Genomic DNA, 23094 nt, shown 5'->3' with positions numbered 1-23094 from the left:
AAGAACCGGTCCAGCGTTGCTGGGCCGGTTCTTTGCGTTCCGGGTGTGCGGGACGTCGCTCCCTATTGACCGCGTAGCGAACGTGCGTGGCGAACGACCTTGCCCATTACGTGGCCCCCATTTCCTGCGTTTCCACGTCGCCCGCACGCTCGTAAACCAGCGAAACCGCTCCCTTCGGGAAGGTGCGCGCCGGCTCGGTGAGGCGGAAGGAAGCGGGGATCGTGCCGGCGTCGAACAGGCGCTTGCCCTGGCCCAGGGTGACCGGATAGAGCCAGAAGTGGAGGCGGTCGATCACATCCGCAGCCAGCAGTGAGCGAATGAGGACGCCGCTGCCGAACATGTGCACCTGGCCGTACTCCTCGCGAAGCCGTCCGGCGGAGGCGGCATCCGGCAGCACCGTAGTGCCGGCCCAGCCGGGATCAGTCAGGCTGCTGGAGACCACAAACTTCGGCACCCGGTTGAGCGTGCCGCCGATCTCGTCGGACTGGTGGGGCCAGTAGGAAGCGAAGATGTCGTAGGTCTTCCTGCCGAGCAGCAGGGCGTCGATGCGGGAGATCTCTTCGCCGATGGCAGCGCCGGCCTCGTCATCGGACACGGGTGCCTGCCAGCCTCCGAATGCGAAGCCGCCCTCAGGGTCCTCTTCGCGGCCACCGGGCGCCTGGTAGACGCCGTCGAGGGTGATGAACAGGTTCGCGACGATGATTCCCATGCGTCCAGTCTGGAACTGCGTTCCGACCCTGTCCAGTGTCAGTTGGCGTGGCAGACTGGTGCCATGCTGCTCGACGAGCTCGTGAGAACCGCGGATGCCATCGCGTCAACCCGCTCCCGGCTCGCGAAGGTCGAAGCACTGGCCGACCTGCTGCGCCGGCTTGACCCCGGGGAGATCGCGACGGCCGTCGGCCTGCTCATCGCCAAACCGCGCCAGGGCAGGGTAGGGATCGGCTGGCGCGGCATGACGGCGGCCATGGGGGAGCGGGCCGCCGAGCCGGGCCTGACTGTCGCCGACCTCGATGCTGCGCTGGATAGGCTGCTCGTCACGGGAGGCGCCGGATCGGCAGCGGAACGCGCCGCGACCCTCCGGAAGCTCACGGCGGCAGCCACCGAGCGTGAGCAGGCATTCATAGCCGGCGTGCTGCTCGGTGAGCTGCGCACCGGTGCGCTTGAGGGGGTGCTGACGGATGCCGTTGCCCGCGCCGCCGATCGGCCCGTGGACGCCGTACGCCGCGCTGCGATGCTCTCCGGCGACCTCGGCGGAACCGCCCTCCTGGCCATCACCGGCACGGCCGCAGAGCTTGACGCCGTGGGCCTCGTCGTCGGCCGTCCCGTGCAGCCCATGCTCGCGTCAACCGCGGCAAGTACCGGCGCGGCGCTGGAGATCACGGGGAAGGCGTCCGTGGAATACAAGCTCGACGGCGCGCGCATCCAGGTGCACCGCGCCGGCGACGAAGTACGCATCTTTACCCGCACACTTGCCGAGGTGACCCACCGGCTGCCCGAGGTGGTGGAAGTAGTGCGCAGCCTTCCGGTGCATGATGTGATCCTCGACGGCGAGACCCTCGCCCTCGATGAGGACGGCGGCCCGCGGCCCTTCCAGGAAACCATGTCCCGGTTCGGGGCGGACGCGGCACGCACCACCGTGCTGCATCCATGGTTCTTCGACGTACTGCACGTTGATGGCCGGGACCTCCTCGACGAGCCGCTGTCCACGCGCATCGGCGTGCTGGAGCGTATCGCCCCGGGGCACCGGATCCCGGGGGAGATCACGGTGGATCCGGACGTGGCTGAAAGAGTGTCGCGGGAGGCGCTCGACGCGGGGCACGAGGGAGTGGTGGTCAAATCGGTCGGATCGGCCTACGCGGCCGGCCGGCGCGGTTCCAACTGGGTCAAGGTGAAACCCGTGCTTACCTATGACCTGGTGGTGCTTGCCTGCGAGTGGGGGTCAGGACGGCGCACGGGGCTGCTGTCGAACCTGCACCTCGGAGCCCTCGACCCGGCCGGTGAGTTCGGCGAACCCGGCGGCTATGTGATGGTGGGCAAGACCTTCAAGGGCCTCACCGACGCGCTGCTGCGGTGGCAGACCGGGAGGTTCCAGGAACTTGAGGTGCGGCGCACTGCGGGGACCGTCTGGCTGGAACCCGTCACCGTCGTCGAAATAGCGATTGACGGCGTGCAGAACTCCCCGCGCTATCCGGGCGGCATTGCCCTTCGGTTCGCACGCGTCAAGCGCTACCGCGACGACAAGACGGCGGCAGAGGCAGACACCATCCAGACACTGCGCGCGCTGCTGCGTTCGTAGCGGATGAGCGCTGCAAGGCAACGGCGGTCCGCTTGTGCCGGTTCTCCGGCGGGCGTACCGTGGCGCTTAACCGGCTGGGCGGGTGGTATCAGGAGGCCAGCATGTCAGCTGAGACGGACATCGACCGGGGCAGGTCAGCATTTCAGGAGCATCGCTGGACCGAAGCCCATGAGCGCCTCCGCGACGCAGATGAGCGCGGCGGGCTGCCGGCTGCCGACCTTGAACGGATGGCTACCGCCGAGATCCTGACCGGTGCCGGCACCACGGGGCTGGACACCCTGACTCGCGCCCACGAGGAGTACCTGGTGGTGGGCGATGTCGAAAGCGCCGCGCGCTGCGCGGGCTGGATGGGCATGCAACTGATGTTCTTCGGGGAACAGGCCCGGGCCGGAGGGTGGTTTGCCCGCGGCCGGCGCCTGGTGGAGGAAATGGCCGAGCCTGGCGCCGTGCAGGGCCTCCTGCTCCTCCCGGAGGGCCTGGGCAAACTTTACGGCGGTGATCCAGCAGGCGCCCTGCATGCCTTCTCCCGCGTGGCTGAATTCGGACAGCGTTTCCACGACAAGGACCTGTCTGCCCTCGGCCTCCTCGGCACGGCCCAGGCCACCCTGATGCTTGGCGATCCTGGCAAAGGTCTCAAGATGTTCGACGAGGTGATGGTGGCCGTGACGGCCGGTGAGCTCTCGGCGATTCCGTCAGGGATTATCTATTGCGCAGTCATCGGCAACTGCCACCTGGCTTTCGACCTGGAGAGGGCGCTGGAATGGACGGCGGCCCTGGACCGCTGGTGCCGTGCCCGCCCTGACGTGGTGCCCTTCAGCGGCCAGTGCCAGGCACACCGCGCCGAACTCTTTATGCTCCATGGGGCGTGGGACGAGGCGCTGATGGCAGCCGGGGCAGCGCAGGGACTCTGCGTCAAGGGAGACCCGCAAGCGCTTTACGGCGCCTACTACCAGCAGGGCGAGGTGGAACGGCTGAGTGGAAAACTGGACGACGCCGAAGCGTCCTACCGGCAGGCCGCCCGGACCGGCTACGAGCCGCAGCCGGGCCTGGCACTCCTTTGGCTGGCCCGGGGAAATGCGCAGCAGGCCCAGGCGATGATCCGGCGGGCGGCTGACGCGGCCGACCTCGCTACCCGCCGGAACATGCTGCCGGCACTGGTGGAGATCGAACTGGCTGCCGCCGATCCGGAAGCCGCGCGGCGAGGCGTTCAGGAGCTGGAGGCCCTGGCCCGCGAATGCCCTACCTCCATGGTCCGTGCCTTTGCCGGCCAGGCGGTGGGCGCTCTCCGTCTCGCAACAGGCGATGCCGCGGAAGCAACGCAACCCTTGCGGGAGGCCTGGCGGTTGTGGCGTGAACTCGGCGTTCCCTATGAGGCCGCCCGCTGCCGCGTGCTGATCGGCTCCGCGTGCCGCGCCCTCGGCGATGAAACGTCGGCCCTGATGGACTTTGAAGCGGCGCAGGCGGAACTACTGGAACTGGGCGCAGCGCCTGCTGCCGCCTGGGCGGCCGCCGTGACGCGCGAAGGAAACAGCCGCACCAAGGGACCGCTGTCCCCGCGGGAAACCGAAGTGCTGCGGCTCGTGGCCTCGGGCCAGGGAAATCGTGCCATCGCCGCAGAGCTGTACCTCAGTGAAAAAACCGTTGCCCGGCACATCAGCAACATCTTCCTGAAGCTGGGGCTGTCCTCACGCGCGGCGGCCACCAGGTACGCCTTCGAGCACGGGCTCGCCGGATGACGGCGAACTGCACAAAATCACCCATCGGCGTGCGCTGCAGAATTGCATAATTTGGCCGACGCGGGCCATGGGCCCCCGCCCGTAGCCTCAAAACATGAACCTCCCAGTCCTTGCCGGCACTCTTTCGACGGTGCTGTTCGCCGCGGGAATGCTGCCGATGCTGATCAAAGCGGCGCGGACCCGGGACCTCGCCTCCTACAGCCTGGGCAACCTGGTCCTGAGCAACGTGGCCAACATTGTGCACTCCCTGTACGTCTTCCACCTCCCGGCCGGCCCCATCTGGGCCCTCCACCTCGCCTACGTCCTCGCGTCCGCGCTGATGCTGGCCTGGTGGTTGCGCTTCCGGGAAGCCGGACACGACGCGACGGGCAGCATGCAGGCCGGCAAGCCGGAAGGTTCAGCCGTGGATACCACCACACCTCATCAAGGAGCGCAGTCATGAATACCAAGCATTCGACCGGCACGCTGGACACGCTGGTCATCGGCGGCGGGCAGTCGGGCCTGGCCATCGGCCACTACCTGAAGGAGCAGCAACGGAAATTCCTCATCCTGGACGCGAACCCCCGCACTGGCGACGCCTGGCGCCGGCGGTGGGATTCGCTCCGGGTCTTTACCCCGGCCAAGTACGACGGACTGCCGGGGGTGCCGTTCCCCGCGGATCCGCTGTCCTTCCCCACGAAGGACGAGGTCGCCGGCTACCTTGAGGGGTACGCGGCCCGCTTGGATCTGCCCGTCCTGAATGGTGTCAGGGTTGAGCGGCTGTGGCGGGAAGGGGACCGTTTCATCGCAGCCGCCAACGGCCAGCGCTGGGAGGCGCACAACGTCGTCGTCGCCACCGGCTGCAGCCAGGCACCAAAAACGCCCGCGTTCGCCGCGGAGTTGGACCCCGCCGTCGTCCAATTGCACTCCAGCGACTACCTCAACCCGGAACAGCTGCAGCCGGGCCCGGTCCTGGTGGTGGGGCTCGGGAACTCCGGAGCGGAGATCGGCATCGAGGTCAGCCTGACCCATCCCACCACCGTGGCGGGCAAGCCGGGCGGCGAGCTTCCGGTCAGGCACGGCCGGACGGCGGCACGCTACGTCCTGCCCGTGGTGCGTTTCCTGGGCCTGCACATTCTCACCCTCAACACACCGATCGGACGCAAAGTGGCACCCGCGTTCAAAACCCACGCCGCACCTTTGATCCGCACCAAGTCCAAGGATCTGGCCGACGCCGGCGTGAAGCTTGCGCCGCGGGTCACGGGGGTGCGGGACGGGATGCCGGTCCTGGCCGATGGAACCCGGCTGGAAGTGTCCAATGTGATCTGGTGCACGGGGTTCAGGGATGATTTCGGCTGGATTGATCCGGCAATGCTCGACGGCGGCGCGCTGCCGCCGCAGCAGCGTGGCGTTGCGGCGGGAACGCCGGGGCTGTTCTTCCTGGGCCAGGAATTCCAGTACGCCGCAGCATCGGCAACGCTCCCCGGGGCCTGCCGCGACGCACGGTACCTGGCCGGGAAGATCCCGGCCGCCGGCTAGCCTTGGGCACGCAGCGCCTGGTTCCTGAGCCGCCGGGCCATGTTCTCGGGCAGCCGCCGGGTGATCACGCGATAGAAAATCAGCACGGCCAGAGCCGAAGCCACAATTCCCACCAGGTTCAGCAGCAGCTGTATCGCCGATCCTGCCGCTTTCTGGTATTCGCCCAGGACGAGCGCAACTGCCACAAAGCCTGCAGCGGGAACGGTGGTCACGGAAATGAAGACCCCCACCAGAGCGGCCGAGCGGCGGCTGATCAGCGAGAGCATTCCGGCTGCGCCGGCCAGTACGGCAACGATCAGCGAGTAGGGGCCGGGATGGTAGATGAACTCGACGGCGGACCCGGTGTCGAGGGCATTGGCGGGAAAGAGCCCCAGTGGCACAGAAAGCCAGGCGGACAAGGCCGCCAGGAGCATGGCAACAGGGAAGCCGACGCCCAACGCGAGGGCGGCACTCCGTCCCAGTTTCCATTTGCGCTGGGCCAGCGCGACGGCCAGGGCTGCGAGCGGCCCGAACTCCGGCCCGACCGCCATGGCCCCGACAATGGCGATGGTCGAATTTGTGACGATGCCGATGGCGGCCAGCTGGGTTGCCAGGACCAGGAACGCCAGGTAGCTCCACGTGAGGCGCGCATCCTCGCCCGTCTGGCGGGTCACCTCGTCCCAGATCATGGCGTCGGCCCCGTCGCCGGGTGCTGCGGCTTCGGCGTGGTCGGCACGCCGGGAGAGCACCAGCTCCGGCATGGAAATGGAAATGGATCCCAGCTCCTGAGCCTTCAGGACTTGCAGCTTCTCGAGCAGCTCCTCCACCGATTCCCTGGCGACGTGGACCACCACCACATCGCCGGGCGGCTGGATGGACGCACCTTTGTGGACGGCCAGCTCCGCCGTCCCGGTTTGCTGGGTGCAGCTTTCCACCACAAGGTCCGAGAGCTCCGCGGGTATGCAGATGCGCACCTGAACGATCACGTTGGCCACTCCTCAGTGTTTGCCGGCTTCACGGTCCGGCCTCGCACCAGCCTAGTTTCCGGACAGACCGGCGGCCGGAGCATTGCTCTGGAAACTCCCAGTTTGCAGTGACTTAATGGGAGGCGGGGCTCCTTCGCTGCGCCGGCGATTGGCAATGAACATTACGATTCGGTAACATGGATGCTTTGTCTATCCGCTTGAGGGGTTTTTCTATGTCTGTAGCGAGAGCCCTAGCCTCGCCGCGCCGCAGTGGCGCCGGCGTTGAGCCGAACCGAAAATCAAAGTTCCGGCCCGAAATCCAGGGGCTACGTTCCCTGGCCGTACTGATGGTGGTCAGTTACCACGTCTGGTTTGGGCGGGTGTCGGGCGGCGTTGATGTGTTCCTGCTCATCTCGGCCTTCCTCATGACGCTGCAGTTCGTAGGCAAGTACGAGCAGGGCCGGCCGATGGCCTTGGTCAAGCACTGGCTGCACCTTTTCCGGCGCCTTCTGCCGGCGGCTGTCACGGCCATAACCGCCACCTTGGCGGCGAGCTACGTTCTCCTGCCGCGCACCCGCTGGCTGGACATCGTGGACCAGGCCTGGGCGTCCCTCTTCTATTATGAAAACGCGTTGCTCCAGGCGCGTGCCGTCGACTACTACGCGACCGACCACAGCCTGGCCAGCCCATTCCAGCACTTCTGGTCCCTGTCCATCCAGGGCCAGGTCTTCATTCTTTGGCCGCTGGCGTTTGCCGGCGCCGCACTCCTCGCCAAACGGTTCCGGCTGCACTACCGGATCCTGCTCTGCTACATCTTCGCCGGGGTCTTCCTGGTGTCCCTCACCTACTCCATTGTCTTCACCATCACCAACCAGGCGCAGGCCTACTTCGACACCGGTGCGCGCCTGTGGGAATTCGCGCTCGGTACCCTCGTGGCGCTGATTCTGCCCGGCCTTCGCATTCCCCGGACGGGACGCATCTTCCTGGGCTGGGTGGGCATCCTGGCCATGCTCAGCTGCGGAATCCTGCTCAACGTCCAGGCGGCCTTCCCTGGCGTTGCCGCGCTCTGGCCAACGCTCGCGGCGGCCAGCGTTATCGCCGCCGGACAAACCGGAAGCCGGTTCGGTGTGGACAGGATCCTCAGCACCGGCCCGCTTGTCCGGCTCGGGGACAACTCCTACGCCCTGTACCTGTGGCATTGGCCCGTCCTGGTCATCGCCCTCGCCGCAACGGGGCGCGACCACGCCGGACCCCTATCCGGTGCCGTCATCATCGTTGTGTCGATGGGGCTGGCGTACCTCACCACCCGCTTTGTTGAGAAGCCGTGGCGCGAGTGGAAATGGCCCGAGGTCAACCGCCGTCGCGCAGCTGTCTCGGTGGCGGCGTGCCTGCTCATCGTTGTGGTCCCCCTGACCGGAGTCCAGTTGCAGCAGCATTTCGCGGCCGAGGCGGCCCAGGCTGCTGCCCAGCGGAACAACCCGGGCGCGCAGGCGCTGCTCCCCGGATTTGTTGACAAGAGCGACAGCGACGCCGCGATACTGCCGGCCGCGGAGCAGCTGCCCGTGGACTGGGCAACTCTCTCCGGCCCCTGCACGGGTGCGCTGGAGCCTGCCGACGATGCAGTCCGGAACACATGCAGCCAGAGCCGGGAATCCGATGACTCGTCGAAATCCGTTCTGGTGCTGGGCGATTCGCACGCGCAGCAGTGGCTCGCAGCCATCGCATCCGTCGGGGAGCAAAAGGATTGGACCGTCTATGCGATGCTCAAGGGCGGATGCCCGGTCCAGCCATCGACAGATGAATTCCGTGCAATTAACCCGGACTGCGCCAACTACAACGATGCGGTGCAGGAGCAGATTGCCACGAACCCTCCCGACGCCATCATGCTGGTCGGGACCGCAGCGGCGCCTTCGTCCCCTGCCGAAGTACTGACCCCCGGGCTCGAGGAACTGGCCACAACATGGACGGGCCAAGGCATCGACGTTGTTGCCATCCGGGACAATCCACGGTTCGACTTCAACATGGCCGACTGCGTGGTGACGAAAGGCAAAGACAACCCGGATTGCCGGCCGGCCCAGGCCAACCTGCTGGCCAGCGAGAGTCCGTTTGCGCCACTGGAGGGAAAAGTCCGCGGCATGACCTTTATGGACATGACCGACCTGATCTGTGACGGCACCAGTTGCCCGGGAGTCGTCGGAAACACCTTTGTCTATTTGGACAACAATCACCTCAGCCGCACGTACGTCGCCAGCATGTCATCCGCGTTCGCGGATCGGCTGTTGGCGGCAACCGGCTGGAAGGAACAATGACGGCGCAAACACTGACGGAAACTAACAAAGCCAGCGGCGGCAAGGCGGCCAGCAAGGAGTACCGCCCGGAGGTCCAGGGCCTTCGGGCCCTCGCCGTCCTGATGGTGGTCACGTACCACGTCTGGCTGGGCCGGGTATCCGGGGGCGTGGACATCTTCCTGCTCATCTCCGCTTTCCTGTTTACGCTCTCGTTCGTTCGCAAGGTGGAAAACGGCAGCCCCCTCAAGCTGGTCAGCCACTGGCTGCACCTCTTCAAGCGGCTGCTGCCGGCCGCCGTCGTGGTTATTCTGGGAGTCCTCATCGGGACGTGGGCCATCCTGCCCCAAAGCCGCTGGCCGGACGTCCTGGACGAGGCCTGGGCCTCCCTGCTCTACCGGCAGAACTGGCTGCTGGCTGACTCCGCCGTTGATTACTACGCCCAGGACCACTCGGGCGCGAGCCCGCTCCAGCATTTCTGGTCGCTGTCCATCCAGGGTCAGGTCTTCATTCTGTGGCCACTCGTGTTTGCGGGAGTGGCCGTGCTGCACCGGGTCCTCCGCCGGCCGGCCCTCAGCTACCGGCTGCTCCTGGCCGTTGCCTTCGGGGCGATCTTTGCAGTATCTCTTGCCTACTCCATTGACCAGACGGCCACGAACCAGGCCTACGCCTACTTCGACACCCGGACCAGGCTGTGGGAATTCGCGCTGGGCTCACTCCTCGCGTTGGCGCTGCCCTACCTGAAGCCCGAAAAAATCGTCCGGGTCATCCTGGGCTGGGCAGGCGTCGCGGCCATGGTCTCCTGCGGCCTGCTGCTGACCGTGGACCGGTCCTTTCCCGGTTTCGTGGCGCTGTGGCCCACCTTGGCTGCCGCCGCCATCATCGTGGCCGGCCAGAGCGGCAGCCGCTTCGGCGCCGACCGCCTGCTGAGCTGGAAACCGCTCGTGTCCCTCGGCGATAATTCCTACGCGCTGTACCTCTGGCATTGGCCGCTGCTGGTGCTTGCCCTCGCCGGCACCGGGATTGTGTCACCCAACCTCGTCCAGGGCCTCGCCATCGTGGCCGCTTCCGTGGTCATGGCCGTCCTCACGACCCGCTTTGTGGAGAAGCCCCTGCGTGAATGGCACTGGCCGCAGCGGCGGATCTGGCGCAACGCCGTGGTGATTGTGGCCTGCGGCGGGCTGCTCGCCGGGCCGGTGTCCCTGTGGCAGACCAACCTGATTGCCGAGGAAGCCGCCGCCGCCGCGCAGCCCAGGGAACTGACTCCCGGCGCCGCAGCCCTGGCCCCGGAAAACGCGGGCAAGCCGACGCCGGAAGCGAAGATCATCCCGGCGCCGGCTGCCATGAAGGATGAGTGGGCGGATATCGACGGGCTGTGCACGGACGGCAACGTGCCCAGTGATCCGATGCTGTCCGGATGCCTGCAGAACAGCAAGCCCGAAGTTGTCACCAAACGGATCGTAGTGCTTGGCGATTCGCACGCGCAGCAGTACATGGCCGCGCTGGGCCCCATCGCCAAGGAGCACGGCTGGGAAGTGGTCACGCTCCTGAAAGGCAGCTGCCGCTTCGGCGCGGAGTCGGCCGAGCGGGACGCGGAGTGCAATGCCTTCAACAAGGCAAGCGCGGAATATGTACTCGAGCACAAGCCGGACGCGGTGTTCACCGTTGCGTCACAGACGCACGTTGAGGCACCTTTCGAAACCGAAGTTCCGGGTTACCTTGAGGGCATCAAGCCGTTCACCGACGCCGGCATGGACGTCGTGGGCGTGCGGGACAACCCGCGCTTCGGTTTCAACATGCCGGAGTGCGTGCAGAAGCGGGGCGCCGCCGCGGAGGAGTGCAACCCGCCGCTCTCTGAATCGCTCGCCGGCTCGTCGCCGCTGGACGAATACCGCGGCAAGGTGGACGGCCTCCACCTGATGGACATGAGCGACTTCATCTGTGCGGACGGCATCTGTCCGGCCGTGGTGGGCAATGTCTACGTCTACAAGGATGACAACCATCTGACCAAGACGTACGTGCAGAGCATGATTCCCATGTTCGAGCAGCGGCTGCTCGCCGCCACCGGCTGGACCTAGCCGGCGGGTGCGGTTCCTCACATTACCGCCGCGGAATATGGGGATCGCCGCCGAGGTTCTAGAATTTATTCAATACTTCCGCACGAACGTAGCAACCCCCGCACGAAATTCTGCACAGGCCAGTCCCGTAATGACGGGCTGGTCATCAGCTGCAACCCCTACCCGTGAACCCCAGAAATTAAGGTAAGAGGCGCACTCATGACCCAGCCCGAACACAACCCGTTCGGCTTCATCGGCCTGACCTACGACGACGTCCTGCTCCTGCCCGGACACACCAACGTCATCCCGTCAGAGGCAGACACGTCCTCGCGCATTTCCAAGCGCATCTCGGTCCAGACGCCGCTGCTCTCCGCCGCCATGGACACCGTCACGGAGTCCCGGATGGCCATCGCCATGGCCCGCCAGGGCGGCCTCGGCGTGGTGCACCGCAACCTGTCCATCCAGGACCAGGCCGACCAGGTTGACCGCGTGAAGCGCAGCGAGTCCGGAATGATCACCAACCCGCTGACCATCGGGCCGGAAGCGACGCTGGCCGAGCTGGACGAGATCTGCTCGCACTACCGCGTCTCCGGCCTTCCCGTCGTGGACGAGGGCATGCGGCTGCTGGGCATCGTCACCAACCGCGACACCCGCTTCGTGCCGGAAGCGGATTTCCCGATCCGCCTGGTCAGCGACGTCATGACCAAGATGCCCCTGGTCACCGGGCACGTCGGCATCAGCCGCGAGGAGGCCTCGCACAAGCTGGCCACCAACAAGATTGAAAAACTCCCCCTCGTTGACGAGCAGGGCCGGCTCAAGGGCCTCATCACCACCAAGGACTTCACCAAGGCGGAGCAGTACCCGCTGGCCACGAAGGACGACGAAGGCCGGCTGCGCGTCGGCGCCGCCATCGGCTTCTTCGGGGACGGCTGGGAACGTGCCATGGCCCTCATCGACGCCGGTGTGGATGCCCTGTTCGTGGACACCGCCAACGGGCACTCCCAGGGTGTGCTGGACATGATCCGCCGCCTGAAGTCCGACCCCGTGGCGGCGCACGTGGACATCATCGGCGGCCAGGCCGCCACCCGCGAAGGTGCACAGGCGCTGATCGACGCCGGTGCCGACGGCATCAAGGTGGGCGTGGGCCCGGGCTCCATCTGCACCACCCGCGTTGTGGCCGGTGTGGGCGTCCCGCAGATCACCGCCATCTACGAGTCCGCGAAGGCGGCCATCCCGGCCGGCGTTCCGCTGATTGCCGACGGCGGCCTCCAGTACTCGGGCGACATCGGCAAGGCGCTGGTTGCCGGTGCCGACACCGTAATGCTCGGATCCCTGCTGGCCGGCTGTGACGAATCACCCGGCGAGCTCATCTTCGTCAACGGCAAGCAGTTCAAGAGCTACCGAGGCATGGGATCCCTTGGGGCCATGCAGACGCGCGGCAAGAACACGTCCTACTCCAAGGACCGCTACTTCCAGGCGGACGTGTCCGGCGACGACAAGCTGATCCCGGAAGGCATCGAAGGCCGGGTGGCCTACCGCGGCCCGCTGGCATCCGTTGCCTACCAGTTGGTGGGCGGCCTCCGCCAGACCATGTTCTACACCGGCGCTCCGACCGTGGCCGAACTGAAGGCACGCGGTAAGTTCGTCCGCATCACGCCGGCCGGCCTCAAGGAATCGCACCCGCACGACATCCAGATGACGGTGGAAGCTCCGAACTACGGTTCACGCTAAGCCGGCGGGCCTCGCCCGACTGTTGAGGAGGTGGGGAGTTCTCCCCACCTCCTTTTGCGTCCCGCCCATGTACATTCGATGGAGTAACACTCGATCGAATATGGGGGAACGGTATGTCGGACGGGTTTCATGGCGCAGATGTCGCCCAGCTCAGGCAGTTGGCAGGTGCGATGCGTTCAGCAGGAACCACGTTGCAGACCCAGCTGAGCACTTTCAATGCCGGCGTCGCTGCCGCGCAGTGGCCGGGCCCGGATGCGGTGCTTTTCCGCCACGACTGGAAGACCAGCCACAGCCGGGTTCTCCGGGACGCCGTGGTCTTTCTGAACAATGCTGCCGCCGAGCTGAGCAGGAACGCTAACGAGCAGGATGCGGCAAGTTTGGCGGTGGGAGGACCACTGTTCCCGCCGAGCTCCGCCGGCGTGCACGTCTGGAATCCCGGCCCGCTGGATCTACAGGGCAAATCAGCGGGGCAGATAAAAGACTGGTGGGCAGGGCTGACGGAGCGCGAGCGGCAGGACTTTATCCGTGAATACCCTGCTCAGGCAGGCAACACGAACGGCATTCCGTTTGATGCGAGAGTGGAAGCGAACCGCATCAATGCGCAAAACCGGATCGATTGGCTCAACCGGAACGACCCCGAGCCGTTGTTCAACCCGCTGCTCATGGATGCGGGCTATCCGCAACGGTTCACCGAGGAGCACGAAGCCCGGGAAAAGCGCCAGTCCTACCTGCAAAAAGTGGTGGACGGAGACATCAAGCTGGTCGCATACGACCCGGGCAGAAACTCCATAGTGGAGATGATCGGAGACTTCGACAGCGGCACGACCACCGCCGTGACGTACGTGCCGGGTACCTTGACGAATGAGGCCTCGTTCTACGACGGGGGACCGCAGGGCGTCCCGAGTTATCTCGTTGAGTCCGACGGGACTGGCGGAACGGTGGCCTTTGTCTACAAGGGGTCGGAGTTTCCTGACGGAAACTACGGTGAAGCGTTCCTGGTGGAAGCCAAGAGCGATCAATTCGTTGCCGACAAGTCTCCCGCGCTCCGGGACTTTCAGGCAGCCGTGGACTTGGAGAAGCCGGCATCCGCCCTGACCGCGGCCATGGGCCACAGCTGGGGGTTCCGGCTGATAGCGGGCTCGGAGAATGATGGGGCCCGTTATGACAAGGTCATCGCCTTGTCCGGGGCCGCAATGCCACCCGGCTGGAACCCAAATCATGGAACCGAATACTCCACCTTCACGTATCCGGACGGCCTGCTGACCGCGGAACTCAGCGGGGTCGTTGGTGAAAACTACCCTATGAAAGAGCCGGCCTTTGACAAGCACATCTACGCCCCGCCCGGGGGCTTCGAATGGTCGGACGGCTTGAGCTTCGAGAACCACGGCCTCATTGCGACCACCGGTCCGGATAACGAGAAGGCGCTGGAAGATGTTGAAAAGGAAATTCGTGGTAAATAACGGCAAAGCGCGCAGGACAGCATTGAACTGGCGCACGGCTGCAACTATATTCCTGTCCCTCACGCTGGCAGCGTGCGGGCAGGCGGAGAGCGGAAAAACGATGACAACGACACTCGAATCAGCCAAATCAAAGGTCATTTCGCTGCAGAAGGAAATCACGGTGATGGTTCCGGAAGATCTGGTGATCTCCCGTTTTGCCAATGACGTGTCGAGCCTGATGCGTTGCGACGGTGAGCAAAAGAAGTGGACTGGGGCCGCCGAAATCGCGCTGGCCCCCGGCATCGACCGAGAAGTCTTCCTGGACAAGGTACGGGACTCGATTGCGGGCCGCGACGGGTGGAAGGTCTCCGACGACACGGATCAGGATGGAGGCCGCCGGGTGGACATACTCCATGACGACGGAACTCACCTGCTCGTTTCGTTCCACGATTCGCCTGAGACGCTGCGCGTGGCAGGCTTCAGCGCCTGTTTTGATCTTCCCGAATACGAGTACGGCGAAAAGTACTAGCCGCACCACCCTTACTGCGTGCAGAACTAGGCTGTAGTCATGCCCGAACCACGCCATCCCGCAGAACTGAGCCCCAAGCGGGATCCCAAGCGAAAACTCGCTGTGAGGCCTTACGCCCGGGCAGTGGCACAAGTGCTGCGGGTCAGCTTCCGTGCCTCGCCGGCCGCCGTCGTGATGAAGGTGGTCGGCTCGCTGATCTCGGCGCTGCTGCCCCTGGTCACCACCTACTTTGCTGCGCTGACCACCACCGCCCTGGCTGCCGCCTATTCCGGTGATGCCGCTGCCGGCCAGCAGGCCATTATCTACGTCATCATCACGGCCGCCCTGGGCCTGTTCTGGGGCGCCTTCAGCAGCGTGGACCGCTACATCCAGCAACTCATGAGCTTCAAGGTCGGGGCGATTGTCGGCGACCAGATGTATGAGCGCTTCCTCGCCCTCGAGTTCTGGCGCTACGACGACAAGGAGACGGTTGACCTCTACGACCGCGCCAAGAGGTTCTCCGATTCCTATGCCAGGGTCCTGGACCGGATCGCCGCGATCTTCACGCAACTGGTCTCCGTGATCCTGGCGGTCGGGGCGCTCCTGCTGGTGAGCTGGTGGATCGCCGTGATCGTCCTGGTGGCCATCGTCCCCAGCGTGTACCTGCAGTTCAAGCTTTCCCGGGAACAGATTGCCCACTGGAACACGCAAGTTGATTCACGCCGCCAGCGGCGGATGATCGAGACCAACCTGCTGCGTCCCCAGCACATTGCCGAGATGCGCCTGTACGGGATCGTCGGGCATCTCATGGAGCTGCGCTCCCGTCTCAGGGATGCCGATGAGAAAAGACGGCTGGATTTCCAAAAGCGCTACATCCCCAAGCAGCTCGCGGCGGACGCCCTGCAGTACGGGGCCGAGGTCGTTTCGCTGATCTGGGTGGTGGGCCAGATCATCGCCCGCGCGCAGCCTGTGGGGCAGTTCCTGTACGTCCAACAGATCGTCAGCAGGGCGCTGTCAACGGCCAACAACCTGGTCTCTTCGCTCAGCTCCATCGACGAGGACCTGGCGAACCTCAAGGACTACGAGCTGTTCATGGCAATGCCGGTTCACTCGGAACATGCGCCGCCGCTCCTGCAGGCTCCGAAGACTGTGGAGCTGCGGGATATCCGTTTTACGTATACCGGCAGCGACATCGAGGTGATCCGCGGCATCACCATGACCATCCGCGAGGGCCAGCACATCGCCATCGTGGGGGAGAACGGCGCCGGGAAGTCCACGCTGATCCGAATTCTCGCGGGGCTCTACCGCCCCGATTCCGGGCAGGTGATGCTCGACGGCGTCGACCTCGCCGCCGTCGACGTCAAGTCCTGGCACCGCCATCTGGCGGTGCTGAGCCAGGAATTCCTCAAGTATGAGTTCGCCACGGCCGCGGAAAACATTCTTTTTGGCGATGTCGATTCGCCGCGTGACGATGAGCGGATCCGCCGGTCGGCCTCCGACGCCGAGGCCCTCGAGTTCATCAACAAGCTGCCCAACGGCCTCGACAACCACGTCAGCAACTGGATGGAGGATCCGCGCGGCCGCAAGGGCAGCGGACTCAGCGGCGGCCAGTGGCAGCGGCTCGCGATGGCCCGGAATTTCTACCGGAATGCCACCTTCATGGTCATGGACGAGCCGACGTCCGCCATTGATGCGCTGGCCGAACACCGGATCTTCACCCGGCTGTTCGCGGACCGCAGCAGCACCATCATTGCCATCAGCCACCGGCTCGCAACGATAGAGAAAGCCGACATTGTCTACATGCTCGAAGACGGGCAGATTGTGGAACAGGGGACCCACAAGGAGCTGGTGGCACTGGGCGGCCGCTACTTCCGGATGTTCGAATCCCAGCTGAGCCTCGACGCTTAGAGCGGGCCATAACTCGCGGTGCCGTAAGGGTCGCGCCACGTGGCCAGATCGTCTTCCACCGCCGTGCGTAGAACAGGGTTCGCCTGGACCCTTCGTCGGAACGACTGACGGGCCCGGCCTAATACCATCGACGGGACGAAGATGCAGGCCACGAGGAGAATCACTACGAGGAGGAAAGCGCCGATCACCGCGATGAGCGTAGTGGTTCCCCGGGAAACGATCCCGGGCAAGGCCGTTGCCAGGATCCCGCCCAGGACGGCGGCCAGTCCGGACACCATGACGAGGCCGCCGCGGGCCGAGCCTGGGCCACGGCTGATGAGTAGCCGGTCTGTATTCGGCAGTTTGACGCGTACCCGCTTCCAGAAAGATATGCCCAGCAGGAACAGGGCAGCGCCCATCAGGCCGAGGACCAGCGCCCAAGCCGGGTTGCCTGACATGACGGAGGCGAAGACGCCACCCAGGACCAGGACGGGCCCGCAGCCGATTGCGCTGCTCCAGGCTGCCGCCAAGGCGCCTTGGGCTTCGGCCAATTGCCGCAAACGGGACGGGGCATTCGGTGGACTGATCCGGGCCAGTTCCGGGGAGATCCAGTAATCGAGGGGATGCGCGGGCTGGTCGGCCGCGAAGGGACCTGAAAATGTCATGCCGGACTAGGGACCCAGCGCCTCGCGCAACCGGTGATCCACGTCTTCCGCAGAGCGGGGACTGGTATGCCCCAGCCACCGGGCGTACAACTCCTCGCGGCGGGCGAGCAGGTGACGGCGTGAATAGAGCAGCGCTGCGCATATCGGGACGGGAAAGGCCGCGAGGGCCGACAGGATCGGGAGGACTTCCGGCGATGTGCCGTTGGGCGTGAGGGTGACTAAAGCGACCACAATCGCCATCATCGCGATCGGGAGTGCGGCGGCAACTCCGGCTGCTATCCGAATTTCCTGGTCCGTGCGGGCAAAGTCCGTTGCCGGCCGCGGCGGCTTGCGCGTGAACCTCGGTCCAATGGCCAGCAACCAGCCGACGCCGGAAAAGACGAGGCCCAGGGCCGCTGTCACAAGGCCGGTTTCGGGGGACTGGCCGGTGGCTGCCGCTGCCATGGCGTACGCCAATCCCGGAATTGCGAAGACCATGCCTATCCACCAGAACAAGAACACCCGGTTGCGGCGGTGCGCATGGCCAAAGGCGAGTTTCGCAAACAACGCCGTCGCGCGGGGATCCGTGCCGGTGCCCGTCAGTCCTGTGCCCGTCAGTCCTGTGCCCGTCATTTTGGACCAGCCAGTAGGGAGCGGACCGTACCGAAAGCGCCTGACGCCATGAATTCCCCCAAATTGTTCGTGCCGGCATGTAGGCGCGGATTCCTCAGTTCAAACTATTTCATGAAGCCGGACCCCGCGATGGGGACAAGTCCCCCGTGTGCGCCGACGGCGTCGGGCGGCACCCGGAAGGAAGGGAACCGCCGGCCGCGCACTCTGCGCGGCCGGCGGTTCCGGGTTTTCTCCCAGCCAGGAGCTAGGAGGCTGTCACGGAAGTGTCATCGAGGAAGAAGTACGTCGACAGCGATGAATCCTCGACGCCCAGGAAGCGCACGGTCACGCTCTGGCCCTTGTAGGCGGAAAGGTCCAGCTGCTTCTGGACGTAGCCGGTGGACTCGTTGAGGTTGGAATACGTGGCCAGGGTGGAGGTGGTGCCGCCGCTGATCACCTGGACTTTAAGGGTGTCGTAGGCGGAGCTGGCAGTGGTTTCGTCAGACTGCACCTTCAGGTAGAAGGACAGCGAAGCGGCGGACACGGCGGAGGGGACTGCAAAGGCCTGGTCGAGCTTGTAGGACGTTGCCTGGCCCCAGCCGTTCAGGCCGGCGAAACGGGTACCGGTCCGGGCACTGGTGCCGGTCTCAAACGTGTCGGCATGATCGGAGGTCCAGGAAACCGCGCCCTCTTCAAAGCCGGGGTTCAGCAGGAGATTGCCGGACGGCGGGGGAGTGGTCCCGCCCAGCAGGCCCATGGTCTTGGTGGCGTCCGACAGTCCCGCCCCGCAGCCCGTGGTGCAGCCGCCCGGCATGGCCCGCGTTCCCTGCTTGAGTGTGGACTCAACCTGGGCCGGCGTGAGGGAGGATGTCTTGGATTTCATCAGTGCCGCCAGTCCGGCCACGTGCGGGGCGGCCATGGACGTGCCCTGGTAGTTTGCGTAGCCTGCCGAAGCCGGTGTGGTGGTGCCCGTGTTGATGGTGGAGAGGATTCCGCCGCCGGCCACCCTGACGTCGCCGCCGGGAGCTGTCAGGTCAACGGTGGCGCCGAAGTTGGAGTAGTAGGAGAGGCTGCCGCCCGGATTGCTGGCAGCCACGCTGACAACGCTGCCGCAGTTCGCCGGGCGGAACCCGGAAGCATCCTGATTGCTGTTGCCGGCCGCGACAACCACTGTGGTGCCGCGGGCAACTGCGGAATCGATGGCTGCCTGATAGGTGCTGCCGCAGGCGCCTGATCCGCCCAGGCTCATGTTGATGACCTTGGCGGGATTGGCGTTGGCCGGGATGCCCGCGACGGTTCCGCCGGCTGACCAGATGATGGCATCGGCGATGTCGGACAGTGAGCCGCCGCACTTGGCGAGGACGCGGACCGGCACCACTTTGGCGTTGGGAGCCACGCCCGCCACTCCGGTGGCGTTCCCGGTGACGGCTGCAATCGTGCCGGCGACGTGTGTGCCGTGCCAGGAACTGTTGCCGGCTGTGGCCTGGCCGCACTCGCCGGCGGCGTACCAGTCGCCCTGGTCCTGCGCGTCGGCGTCGCGGCCGTTGCCGTCGCGTGCGGCAGTGGCATCCGAGACGAAGTCATAGCCGGGCAGCACGTTCGCGTCGAGGTCGGTGTGGGCCGTGATGCCTGTATCGATGACGGCCACGGTGATGCCGGTGCCGGTGGCGACGTCCCACGCGCCGGGGGTCCGCATGCCGTTCGTGGCTGTGAAATCCCACTGTTCGCCGTAGCGCGGGTCGTTCGGCGTAAGCGCCACGGTCATGCGGGCGTCAGGTTCGACGGACTCGACCGACCCGGACGCTGCAATTTCAGTCATGAAGTCCTCCGCAGCCTGGCCGGAGAGGGCCTGATCCGCCTCAATCAGGGTTCCCCCGGTGGCCAGGGTGCGGACCTCCTTCACGGCCACACCCTGTTCCTTGGCCGCCTTGCCCCACGCGTTGGCACGGCCGTTCGCTGTGGCGTTGGCCGCGGTCTCCTTGTAGTCCACGATGAACTTGGTATAGGCCTCGCCGGCCGCCACGTCCTGCACCGTAGCTGCAGTGGCATTTTGCCCTGCAGCGGCGCGGCCGCCGCCTGCCGCGTCCCCGGCTTGAGTGGTGGCGTAGACCGGTGAACTGGCGAAGGCCAGGGTGCCGACTGCTGCGGCGAGCGACAGGGCCAAAATGCGGTGGCGCCTGATAGATGCACTTCGTGATCTTCTCAAAGGATCTGCTTTCTCGGATCGGGCACACGGGTGGCCCTGATGATGGAGTGATGGATGGTCACGTGGTGTATCAGGTGGTAACCGAGAGTAAACGTAAAGGTATTTTCATAACTTGTAAATGGTTGACAAATCATGTCAATAAAGGGTTGACTATCAGTTTCCCGGGTGGGTCCGGGGGAGTCGCCCCGCCGTATCCCGCGTGGTCAAGTAAAGTGGTCACGTGACTTATGAGATTGAGATTGGCCGTGGCAAGCGTGGGCGTCGTGCCTACTCCCTGGATGACATCGCGATCGTCCCCAACCGTCGGACGCGTGATCCCAAGGACGTTTCGGTCTCGTGGCAGATAGATGCCTACAAGTTCGACATGCCTGTTATCGCCGCGCCCATGGACTCGGCGATGTCGCCCGAGACCGCCATTGCCCTGGGCCGCCTCGGCGGACTGGGCGTGCTGGACCTGGAGGGTCTCTGGACGCGGTACGAGGACCCGCAGTCCGTGCTCGACCAGATCGGAGCGCTGGAGGATGAAACCAACAGCCCCGCCGTCACCCGGCGCATGCAGGAGCTCTACCAGGCACCCATCCAGCCGGAACTGATTACGTCCCGCCTGGCCGAAATCCGGGCCGCAGGCGTAACCGTCGCCGGCTCGCTCACCCCGCAGCGCACCCAGGAGCACTACAAGACTGTCGTGGCCGCCGGTGTGGACATCTTCGTCATCAGGGGAACCACCGTCTCGGCCGAGCACGTCTCCAAGGACCACGAGCCGCTCAACCTGAAGCAATTCATCTACGAGCTGGACGTCCCCGTGATCGTGGGCGGTGCTGCCGGCTACACGCCCGCCCTGCACCTCATGCGCACCGGCGCTGCCGGTGTTCTGGTGGGCTTCGGCGGCGGGGCCACCACCACAACCCGGCGTGCCCTCGGCATCCACTCGCCCATGGCATCGGCAATTTCCGACGTCGCCGCGGCCCGCCGCGATTACATGGACGAGTCCGGCGGCCGTTACGTTCACGTGATTGCCGACGGCGGCATGGGCTCCTCCGGTGACATCGTCAAGGCCATCGCCATGGGCGCAGACGCCGTGATGCTCGGCAGTGCACTGGCCAGGGCGGAAGAAGCGCCGGGCAAGGGCTGGCACTGGGGCCAGGAGGCCCACCACCTGGAACTCCCGCGCGGCGACAGGGTCAACGTCGGCACGGTGGGCCCGCTCGAGGAAGTCCTCTTCGGCCCCGGCCACCACACCAACGGAACGTCGAACCTGATCGGCGCCCTCCGCCGCTCCATGGCGACCACCGGTTATTCGGACCTGAAGGAATTCCAGCGGGTCGACGTCGTCGTCTCCCCGTACTCCGGAAACTGACGCTCATGCCGGTCCCGGGCTGTCCCGGGACCGGCTGCAAATGAGCCCTGCCCATCCGCATGCCTAGGAAGTAGTCTGTGAACTACGAGGTTTGATGCGGATGGAGGCTTGAAATGTTCAGTTCTTCCGGTGGTTCGTCCTTTGAACAGGGGGCCCTCGGCCCCGCCGCCAGGGAAGCATCGCTTGCGGCGCTCAAGGCGACAATGGAGCCGGGCAAGGAACTCGACATCCTCATCGTCGGTGGTGGCATCGTCGGCACAGGCGCTGCTCTCGATGCCGTCACGCGGGGCCTGAGCGTCGGCATCGTGGAGGCCAATGACTGGGCCGCAGGCACGTCGTCGCGTTCCTCCAAACTCATTCACGGCGGACTGCGCTACCTCGAAATGCTTGACTTCGGGCTCGTCAAGGAAGCGTTGCATGAACGCGGGCTGCTGCTGTCCGAGATCGCTCCGCACCTCGCCCGGCCGGTACCCTTCCTCTACCCGCTGACCAAGCCCTTCTTCGAACGGCCCTATGTCGGCGCAGGCATTGCCCTGTACGACGTTATGTCCATTTCCGGCGGGCACAAACGTGGCGTGCCGTTCCACAAGCACCTGAGCCGTCGCGGCACCCTGCGCGCTGCGCCGAGCCTGAAGGATGACGCCTTCGTCGGTTCCATCAGGTACTACGACGGGCAGGTGGACGACGCCAAGTATGTGGCCAACCTGATCCGCACCGCCGCGCACTACGGCGCCCACGCCGTCAACCAGACGGCGGTAGTCGATTTCCTGCGCGAAGGCGAGCGGGTGGTGGGCGCCAAGGTGGTCAACCGCGAGGACGGCTCCACCTTCAGCATCCGCGCCAAGCAGGTCATTAACGCAACGGGCGTGTGGACCGACGAAACCCAGGCCATGGTGACGGACCGCGGGCAGCTGAAGGTGCGCGCTTCCAAGGGCATTCACCTCGTAGTGCCGCGCGACCGCTTCCAGTCAACCGTCGGACTGATCCTCCGGACCGAGAAGTCAGTGCTCTTCGTTATCCCTTGGGGCCGGCACTGGATCATCGGCACCACCGACACTGACTGGCACCTGGACAAAGCCCACCCGGCGGCGTCCAGCAAGGACATCGACTACATCCTTGAGCACGTCAACAAAGTGCTCAAGCGGCCCCTGACCAGGGAAGACGTGGAAGGCGTCTACGCCGGGCTGCGTCCGCTCCTGGCCGGCGAGAACGACTCAACCGCCAAGCTTTCCCGCGAGCATGTGGTGGCCCACCCGGTGCCGGGACTCGTGGTGGTGGCCGGCGGAAAGTGGACCACCTACCGCGTCATGGCCAAGGATGCCGTCGATGAGGCCACCCGGAGCATGGACGAACGCGTGCCGCCGAGCTGCACTGATTCCATCCCGCTGCTCGGAGCCAACGGCTTCAAGGCGGCCTGGAATCGCCGGACCCGGACGGCCGAGGAGTCCGGCGTGCATGTGGCCCGGATTGAACACCTGCTCAACCGGTACGGCTCCATGGCCTCCGAGGTCCTGGCGATCATCAAGGAAAACCCGGCACTGGCCGAGCCGTTGCCGGGCGCCGACGACTACCTCCAGGCCGAAGCCGTCTACGCGGCCACGCATGAGGGGGCCCGTCACGTGCACGACGTGTTGACGCGCAGAACCCGTATTTCCATAGAGTCCTGGGACCGGGGTGTGTCCGCCGTCCCGGTTGTCGCTAAGCTGATGGGAGAAATTCTTGGCTGGAGCGATGCGCAGCGCGAAAGCGAAATCAAGCATTACCTTGCCCGGGTGGAAGCCGAACGGCTCAGCCAGGAGCAGCCTGACGATGAATCTGCCGACGCCGCGCGCCTGGGCGTCGAGGACATCGTCCCGTTGCGGTGACAAGGTGGA

At 65.5% G+C, this 23094-nt stretch carries 17 protein-coding genes; 12 read left to right on the top strand and 5 right to left on the bottom strand.

The window, feature by feature from the left end:
• Positions 1 to 106 precede the first annotated feature (106 nt).
• Entirely contained in the window at positions 107 to 709 is a 603-nt protein-coding gene (locus tag AC1DRE_RS13600) for a dihydrofolate reductase family protein (RefSeq protein WP_476985130.1), read from the bottom strand.
• A gap of 63 nt (positions 710 to 772) precedes the next feature.
• On the opposite strand from AC1DRE_RS13600, the gene AC1DRE_RS13595 reads away from it, so the two are divergent.
• The 4 genes from AC1DRE_RS13595 to AC1DRE_RS13580 all read left to right on the top strand — a co-directional run bounded on the left by AC1DRE_RS13595 (position 773) and on the right by AC1DRE_RS13580 (position 5550).
• Positions 773 to 2296 (top strand): ATP-dependent DNA ligase, encoded by a 1524-nt coding sequence (locus AC1DRE_RS13595; protein ID WP_476985129.1) that lies wholly within the window; start codon positions 773 to 775, stop codon positions 2294 to 2296.
• 101 nt (positions 2297 to 2397) lie between these two features.
• A complete protein-coding gene (locus tag AC1DRE_RS13590) occupies positions 2398 to 4032 on the top strand; it encodes a helix-turn-helix transcriptional regulator (RefSeq protein WP_476985128.1) in 1635 nt (544 codons plus the stop codon).
• 94 nt (positions 4033 to 4126) lie between these two features.
• Positions 4127 to 4474 carry a hypothetical protein gene (locus tag AC1DRE_RS13585; RefSeq protein ID WP_476985127.1) on the top strand — a complete coding sequence of 116 codons (348 nt, stop codon included), beginning with the start codon at positions 4127 to 4129 and terminating at the stop codon, positions 4472 to 4474.
• The gene (locus AC1DRE_RS13580) at positions 4471 to 5550 is read left to right on the top strand and encodes a flavin-containing monooxygenase (RefSeq protein WP_476985126.1); all 1080 of its coding nucleotides are present in this window, start codon (positions 4471 to 4473) and stop codon (positions 5548 to 5550) included. Before AC1DRE_RS13585 ends, AC1DRE_RS13580 begins: the two co-directional genes overlap by 4 nt.
• On the opposite strand, the gene AC1DRE_RS13575 is transcribed toward AC1DRE_RS13580, so the two are convergent.
• Positions 5547 to 6515 (bottom strand): DUF389 domain-containing protein, encoded by a 969-nt coding sequence (locus tag AC1DRE_RS13575; protein ID WP_476985125.1) that lies wholly within the window; start codon positions 6513 to 6515, stop codon positions 5547 to 5549. The two genes, AC1DRE_RS13580 and AC1DRE_RS13575, sit on opposite strands and share 4 nt — an antisense overlap.
• Before the next feature lie 212 nt (positions 6516 to 6727).
• Here AC1DRE_RS13575 and AC1DRE_RS13570 point away from each other — a divergent pair, with 212 nt between their 5' ends.
• The 6 genes from AC1DRE_RS13570 to AC1DRE_RS13545 all read left to right on the top strand — a co-directional run bounded on the left by AC1DRE_RS13570 (position 6728) and on the right by AC1DRE_RS13545 (position 16422).
• Entirely contained in the window at positions 6728 to 8803 is a 2076-nt protein-coding gene (locus tag AC1DRE_RS13570) for an acyltransferase family protein (RefSeq protein WP_476985124.1), read from the top strand.
• Positions 8800 to 10857 carry an acyltransferase family protein gene (locus AC1DRE_RS13565; protein WP_476985123.1) on the top strand — a complete coding sequence of 686 codons (2058 nt, stop codon included), beginning with the start codon at positions 8800 to 8802 and terminating at the stop codon, positions 10855 to 10857. Before AC1DRE_RS13570 ends, AC1DRE_RS13565 begins: the two co-directional genes overlap by 4 nt.
• Positions 10858 to 11055: 198 nt before the next feature.
• Positions 11056 to 12567 carry an IMP dehydrogenase gene (gene guaB, locus AC1DRE_RS13560; protein ID WP_104172102.1) on the top strand — a complete coding sequence of 504 codons (1512 nt, stop codon included), beginning with the start codon at positions 11056 to 11058 and terminating at the stop codon, positions 12565 to 12567.
• A 113-nt stretch (positions 12568 to 12680) separates the two neighbouring features.
• A complete protein-coding gene (locus AC1DRE_RS13555) occupies positions 12681 to 14027 on the top strand; it encodes a WXG100 family type VII secretion target (protein ID WP_476985122.1) in 1347 nt (448 codons plus the stop codon).
• The gene (locus AC1DRE_RS13550; RefSeq protein ID WP_476985121.1) at positions 14017 to 14535 is read left to right on the top strand and encodes a hypothetical protein; all 519 of its coding nucleotides are present in this window, start codon (positions 14017 to 14019) and stop codon (positions 14533 to 14535) included. The genes AC1DRE_RS13555 and AC1DRE_RS13550 overlap by 11 nt, the downstream gene beginning before the upstream one ends.
• 39 nt (positions 14536 to 14574) lie before the next feature.
• On the top strand, positions 14575 to 16422 hold the full coding sequence (locus tag AC1DRE_RS13545) for an ABC transporter ATP-binding protein (RefSeq protein WP_476985120.1): 1848 nt from the start codon (positions 14575 to 14577) through the stop codon (positions 16420 to 16422).
• Here AC1DRE_RS13545 and AC1DRE_RS13540 read toward each other — a convergent pair.
• From AC1DRE_RS13540 to AC1DRE_RS13530, 3 genes are all read right to left on the bottom strand, one after another.
• Entirely contained in the window at positions 16419 to 17066 is a 648-nt protein-coding gene (locus tag AC1DRE_RS13540) for a hypothetical protein (RefSeq protein WP_476985119.1), read from the bottom strand. The genes AC1DRE_RS13545 and AC1DRE_RS13540 overlap by 4 nt on opposite strands.
• Positions 17067 to 17072: 6 nt before the next feature.
• Complete coding sequence (locus AC1DRE_RS13535) at positions 17073 to 17678, bottom strand: hypothetical protein (protein WP_476985118.1); 606 nt, start codon at positions 17676 to 17678, stop codon at positions 17073 to 17075.
• Between the two features lie 244 nt (positions 17679 to 17922).
• Entirely contained in the window at positions 17923 to 19821 is a 1899-nt protein-coding gene (locus AC1DRE_RS13530) for a S8 family peptidase (protein WP_476985117.1), read from the bottom strand.
• A 262-nt stretch (positions 19822 to 20083) separates the two neighbouring features.
• On the opposite strand from AC1DRE_RS13530, the gene AC1DRE_RS13525 reads away from it, so the two are divergent.
• Together AC1DRE_RS13525 and AC1DRE_RS13520 are read left to right on the top strand one after the other, a co-directional pair.
• On the top strand, positions 20084 to 21220 hold the full coding sequence (locus AC1DRE_RS13525; RefSeq protein WP_043482875.1) for a GuaB3 family IMP dehydrogenase-related protein: 1137 nt from the start codon (positions 20084 to 20086) through the stop codon (positions 21218 to 21220).
• A gap of 113 nt (positions 21221 to 21333) precedes the next feature.
• The gene (locus AC1DRE_RS13520; RefSeq protein WP_476985116.1) at positions 21334 to 23085 is read left to right on the top strand and encodes a glycerol-3-phosphate dehydrogenase/oxidase; all 1752 of its coding nucleotides are present in this window, start codon (positions 21334 to 21336) and stop codon (positions 23083 to 23085) included.
• The last annotated feature ends 9 nt before the right edge of the window (positions 23086 to 23094 follow it).

This window comes from Arthrobacter sp. P4_H3, from assembly GCF_056400885.1.
This window is presented reverse-complemented; position numbering and strand designations above follow the sequence as displayed.

Excerpts from the sequence above, each read along its gene's own strand:
- AC1DRE_RS13565 (WP_476985123.1), top strand. The coding sequence starts at position 8,800 with ATGACGGCGCAAACACTGACGGAAACTAACAAAGCCAGCGGCGGCAAG.
- AC1DRE_RS13580 (WP_476985126.1), top strand. The coding sequence starts at position 4,471 with ATGAATACCAAGCATTCGACCGGCACGCTGGACACGCTGGTCATCGGC.
- AC1DRE_RS13590 (WP_476985128.1), top strand. The coding sequence starts at position 2,398 with ATGTCAGCTGAGACGGACATCGACCGGGGCAGGTCAGCATTTCAGGAG.
- AC1DRE_RS13540 (WP_476985119.1), bottom strand. The coding sequence starts at position 17,066 with ATGACATTTTCAGGTCCCTTCGCGGCCGACCAGCCCGCGCATCCCCTC.
- guaB (WP_104172102.1), top strand. The coding sequence starts at position 11,056 with ATGACCCAGCCCGAACACAACCCGTTCGGCTTCATCGGCCTGACCTAC.
- AC1DRE_RS13520 (WP_476985116.1), top strand. The coding sequence starts at position 21,334 with ATGTTCAGTTCTTCCGGTGGTTCGTCCTTTGAACAGGGGGCCCTCGGC.
- AC1DRE_RS13595 (WP_476985129.1), top strand. The coding sequence starts at position 773 with ATGCTGCTCGACGAGCTCGTGAGAACCGCGGATGCCATCGCGTCAACC.
- AC1DRE_RS13585 (WP_476985127.1), top strand. The coding sequence starts at position 4,127 with ATGAACCTCCCAGTCCTTGCCGGCACTCTTTCGACGGTGCTGTTCGCC.
- AC1DRE_RS13600 (WP_476985130.1), bottom strand. The coding sequence starts at position 709 with ATGGGAATCATCGTCGCGAACCTGTTCATCACCCTCGACGGCGTCTAC.
- AC1DRE_RS13555 (WP_476985122.1), top strand. The coding sequence starts at position 12,681 with ATGTCGGACGGGTTTCATGGCGCAGATGTCGCCCAGCTCAGGCAGTTG.
- AC1DRE_RS13570 (WP_476985124.1), top strand. The coding sequence starts at position 6,728 with ATGTCTGTAGCGAGAGCCCTAGCCTCGCCGCGCCGCAGTGGCGCCGGC.
- AC1DRE_RS13535 (WP_476985118.1), bottom strand. The coding sequence starts at position 17,678 with ATGACGGGCACAGGACTGACGGGCACAGGACTGACGGGCACCGGCACG.
- AC1DRE_RS13545 (WP_476985120.1), top strand. The coding sequence starts at position 14,575 with ATGCCCGAACCACGCCATCCCGCAGAACTGAGCCCCAAGCGGGATCCC.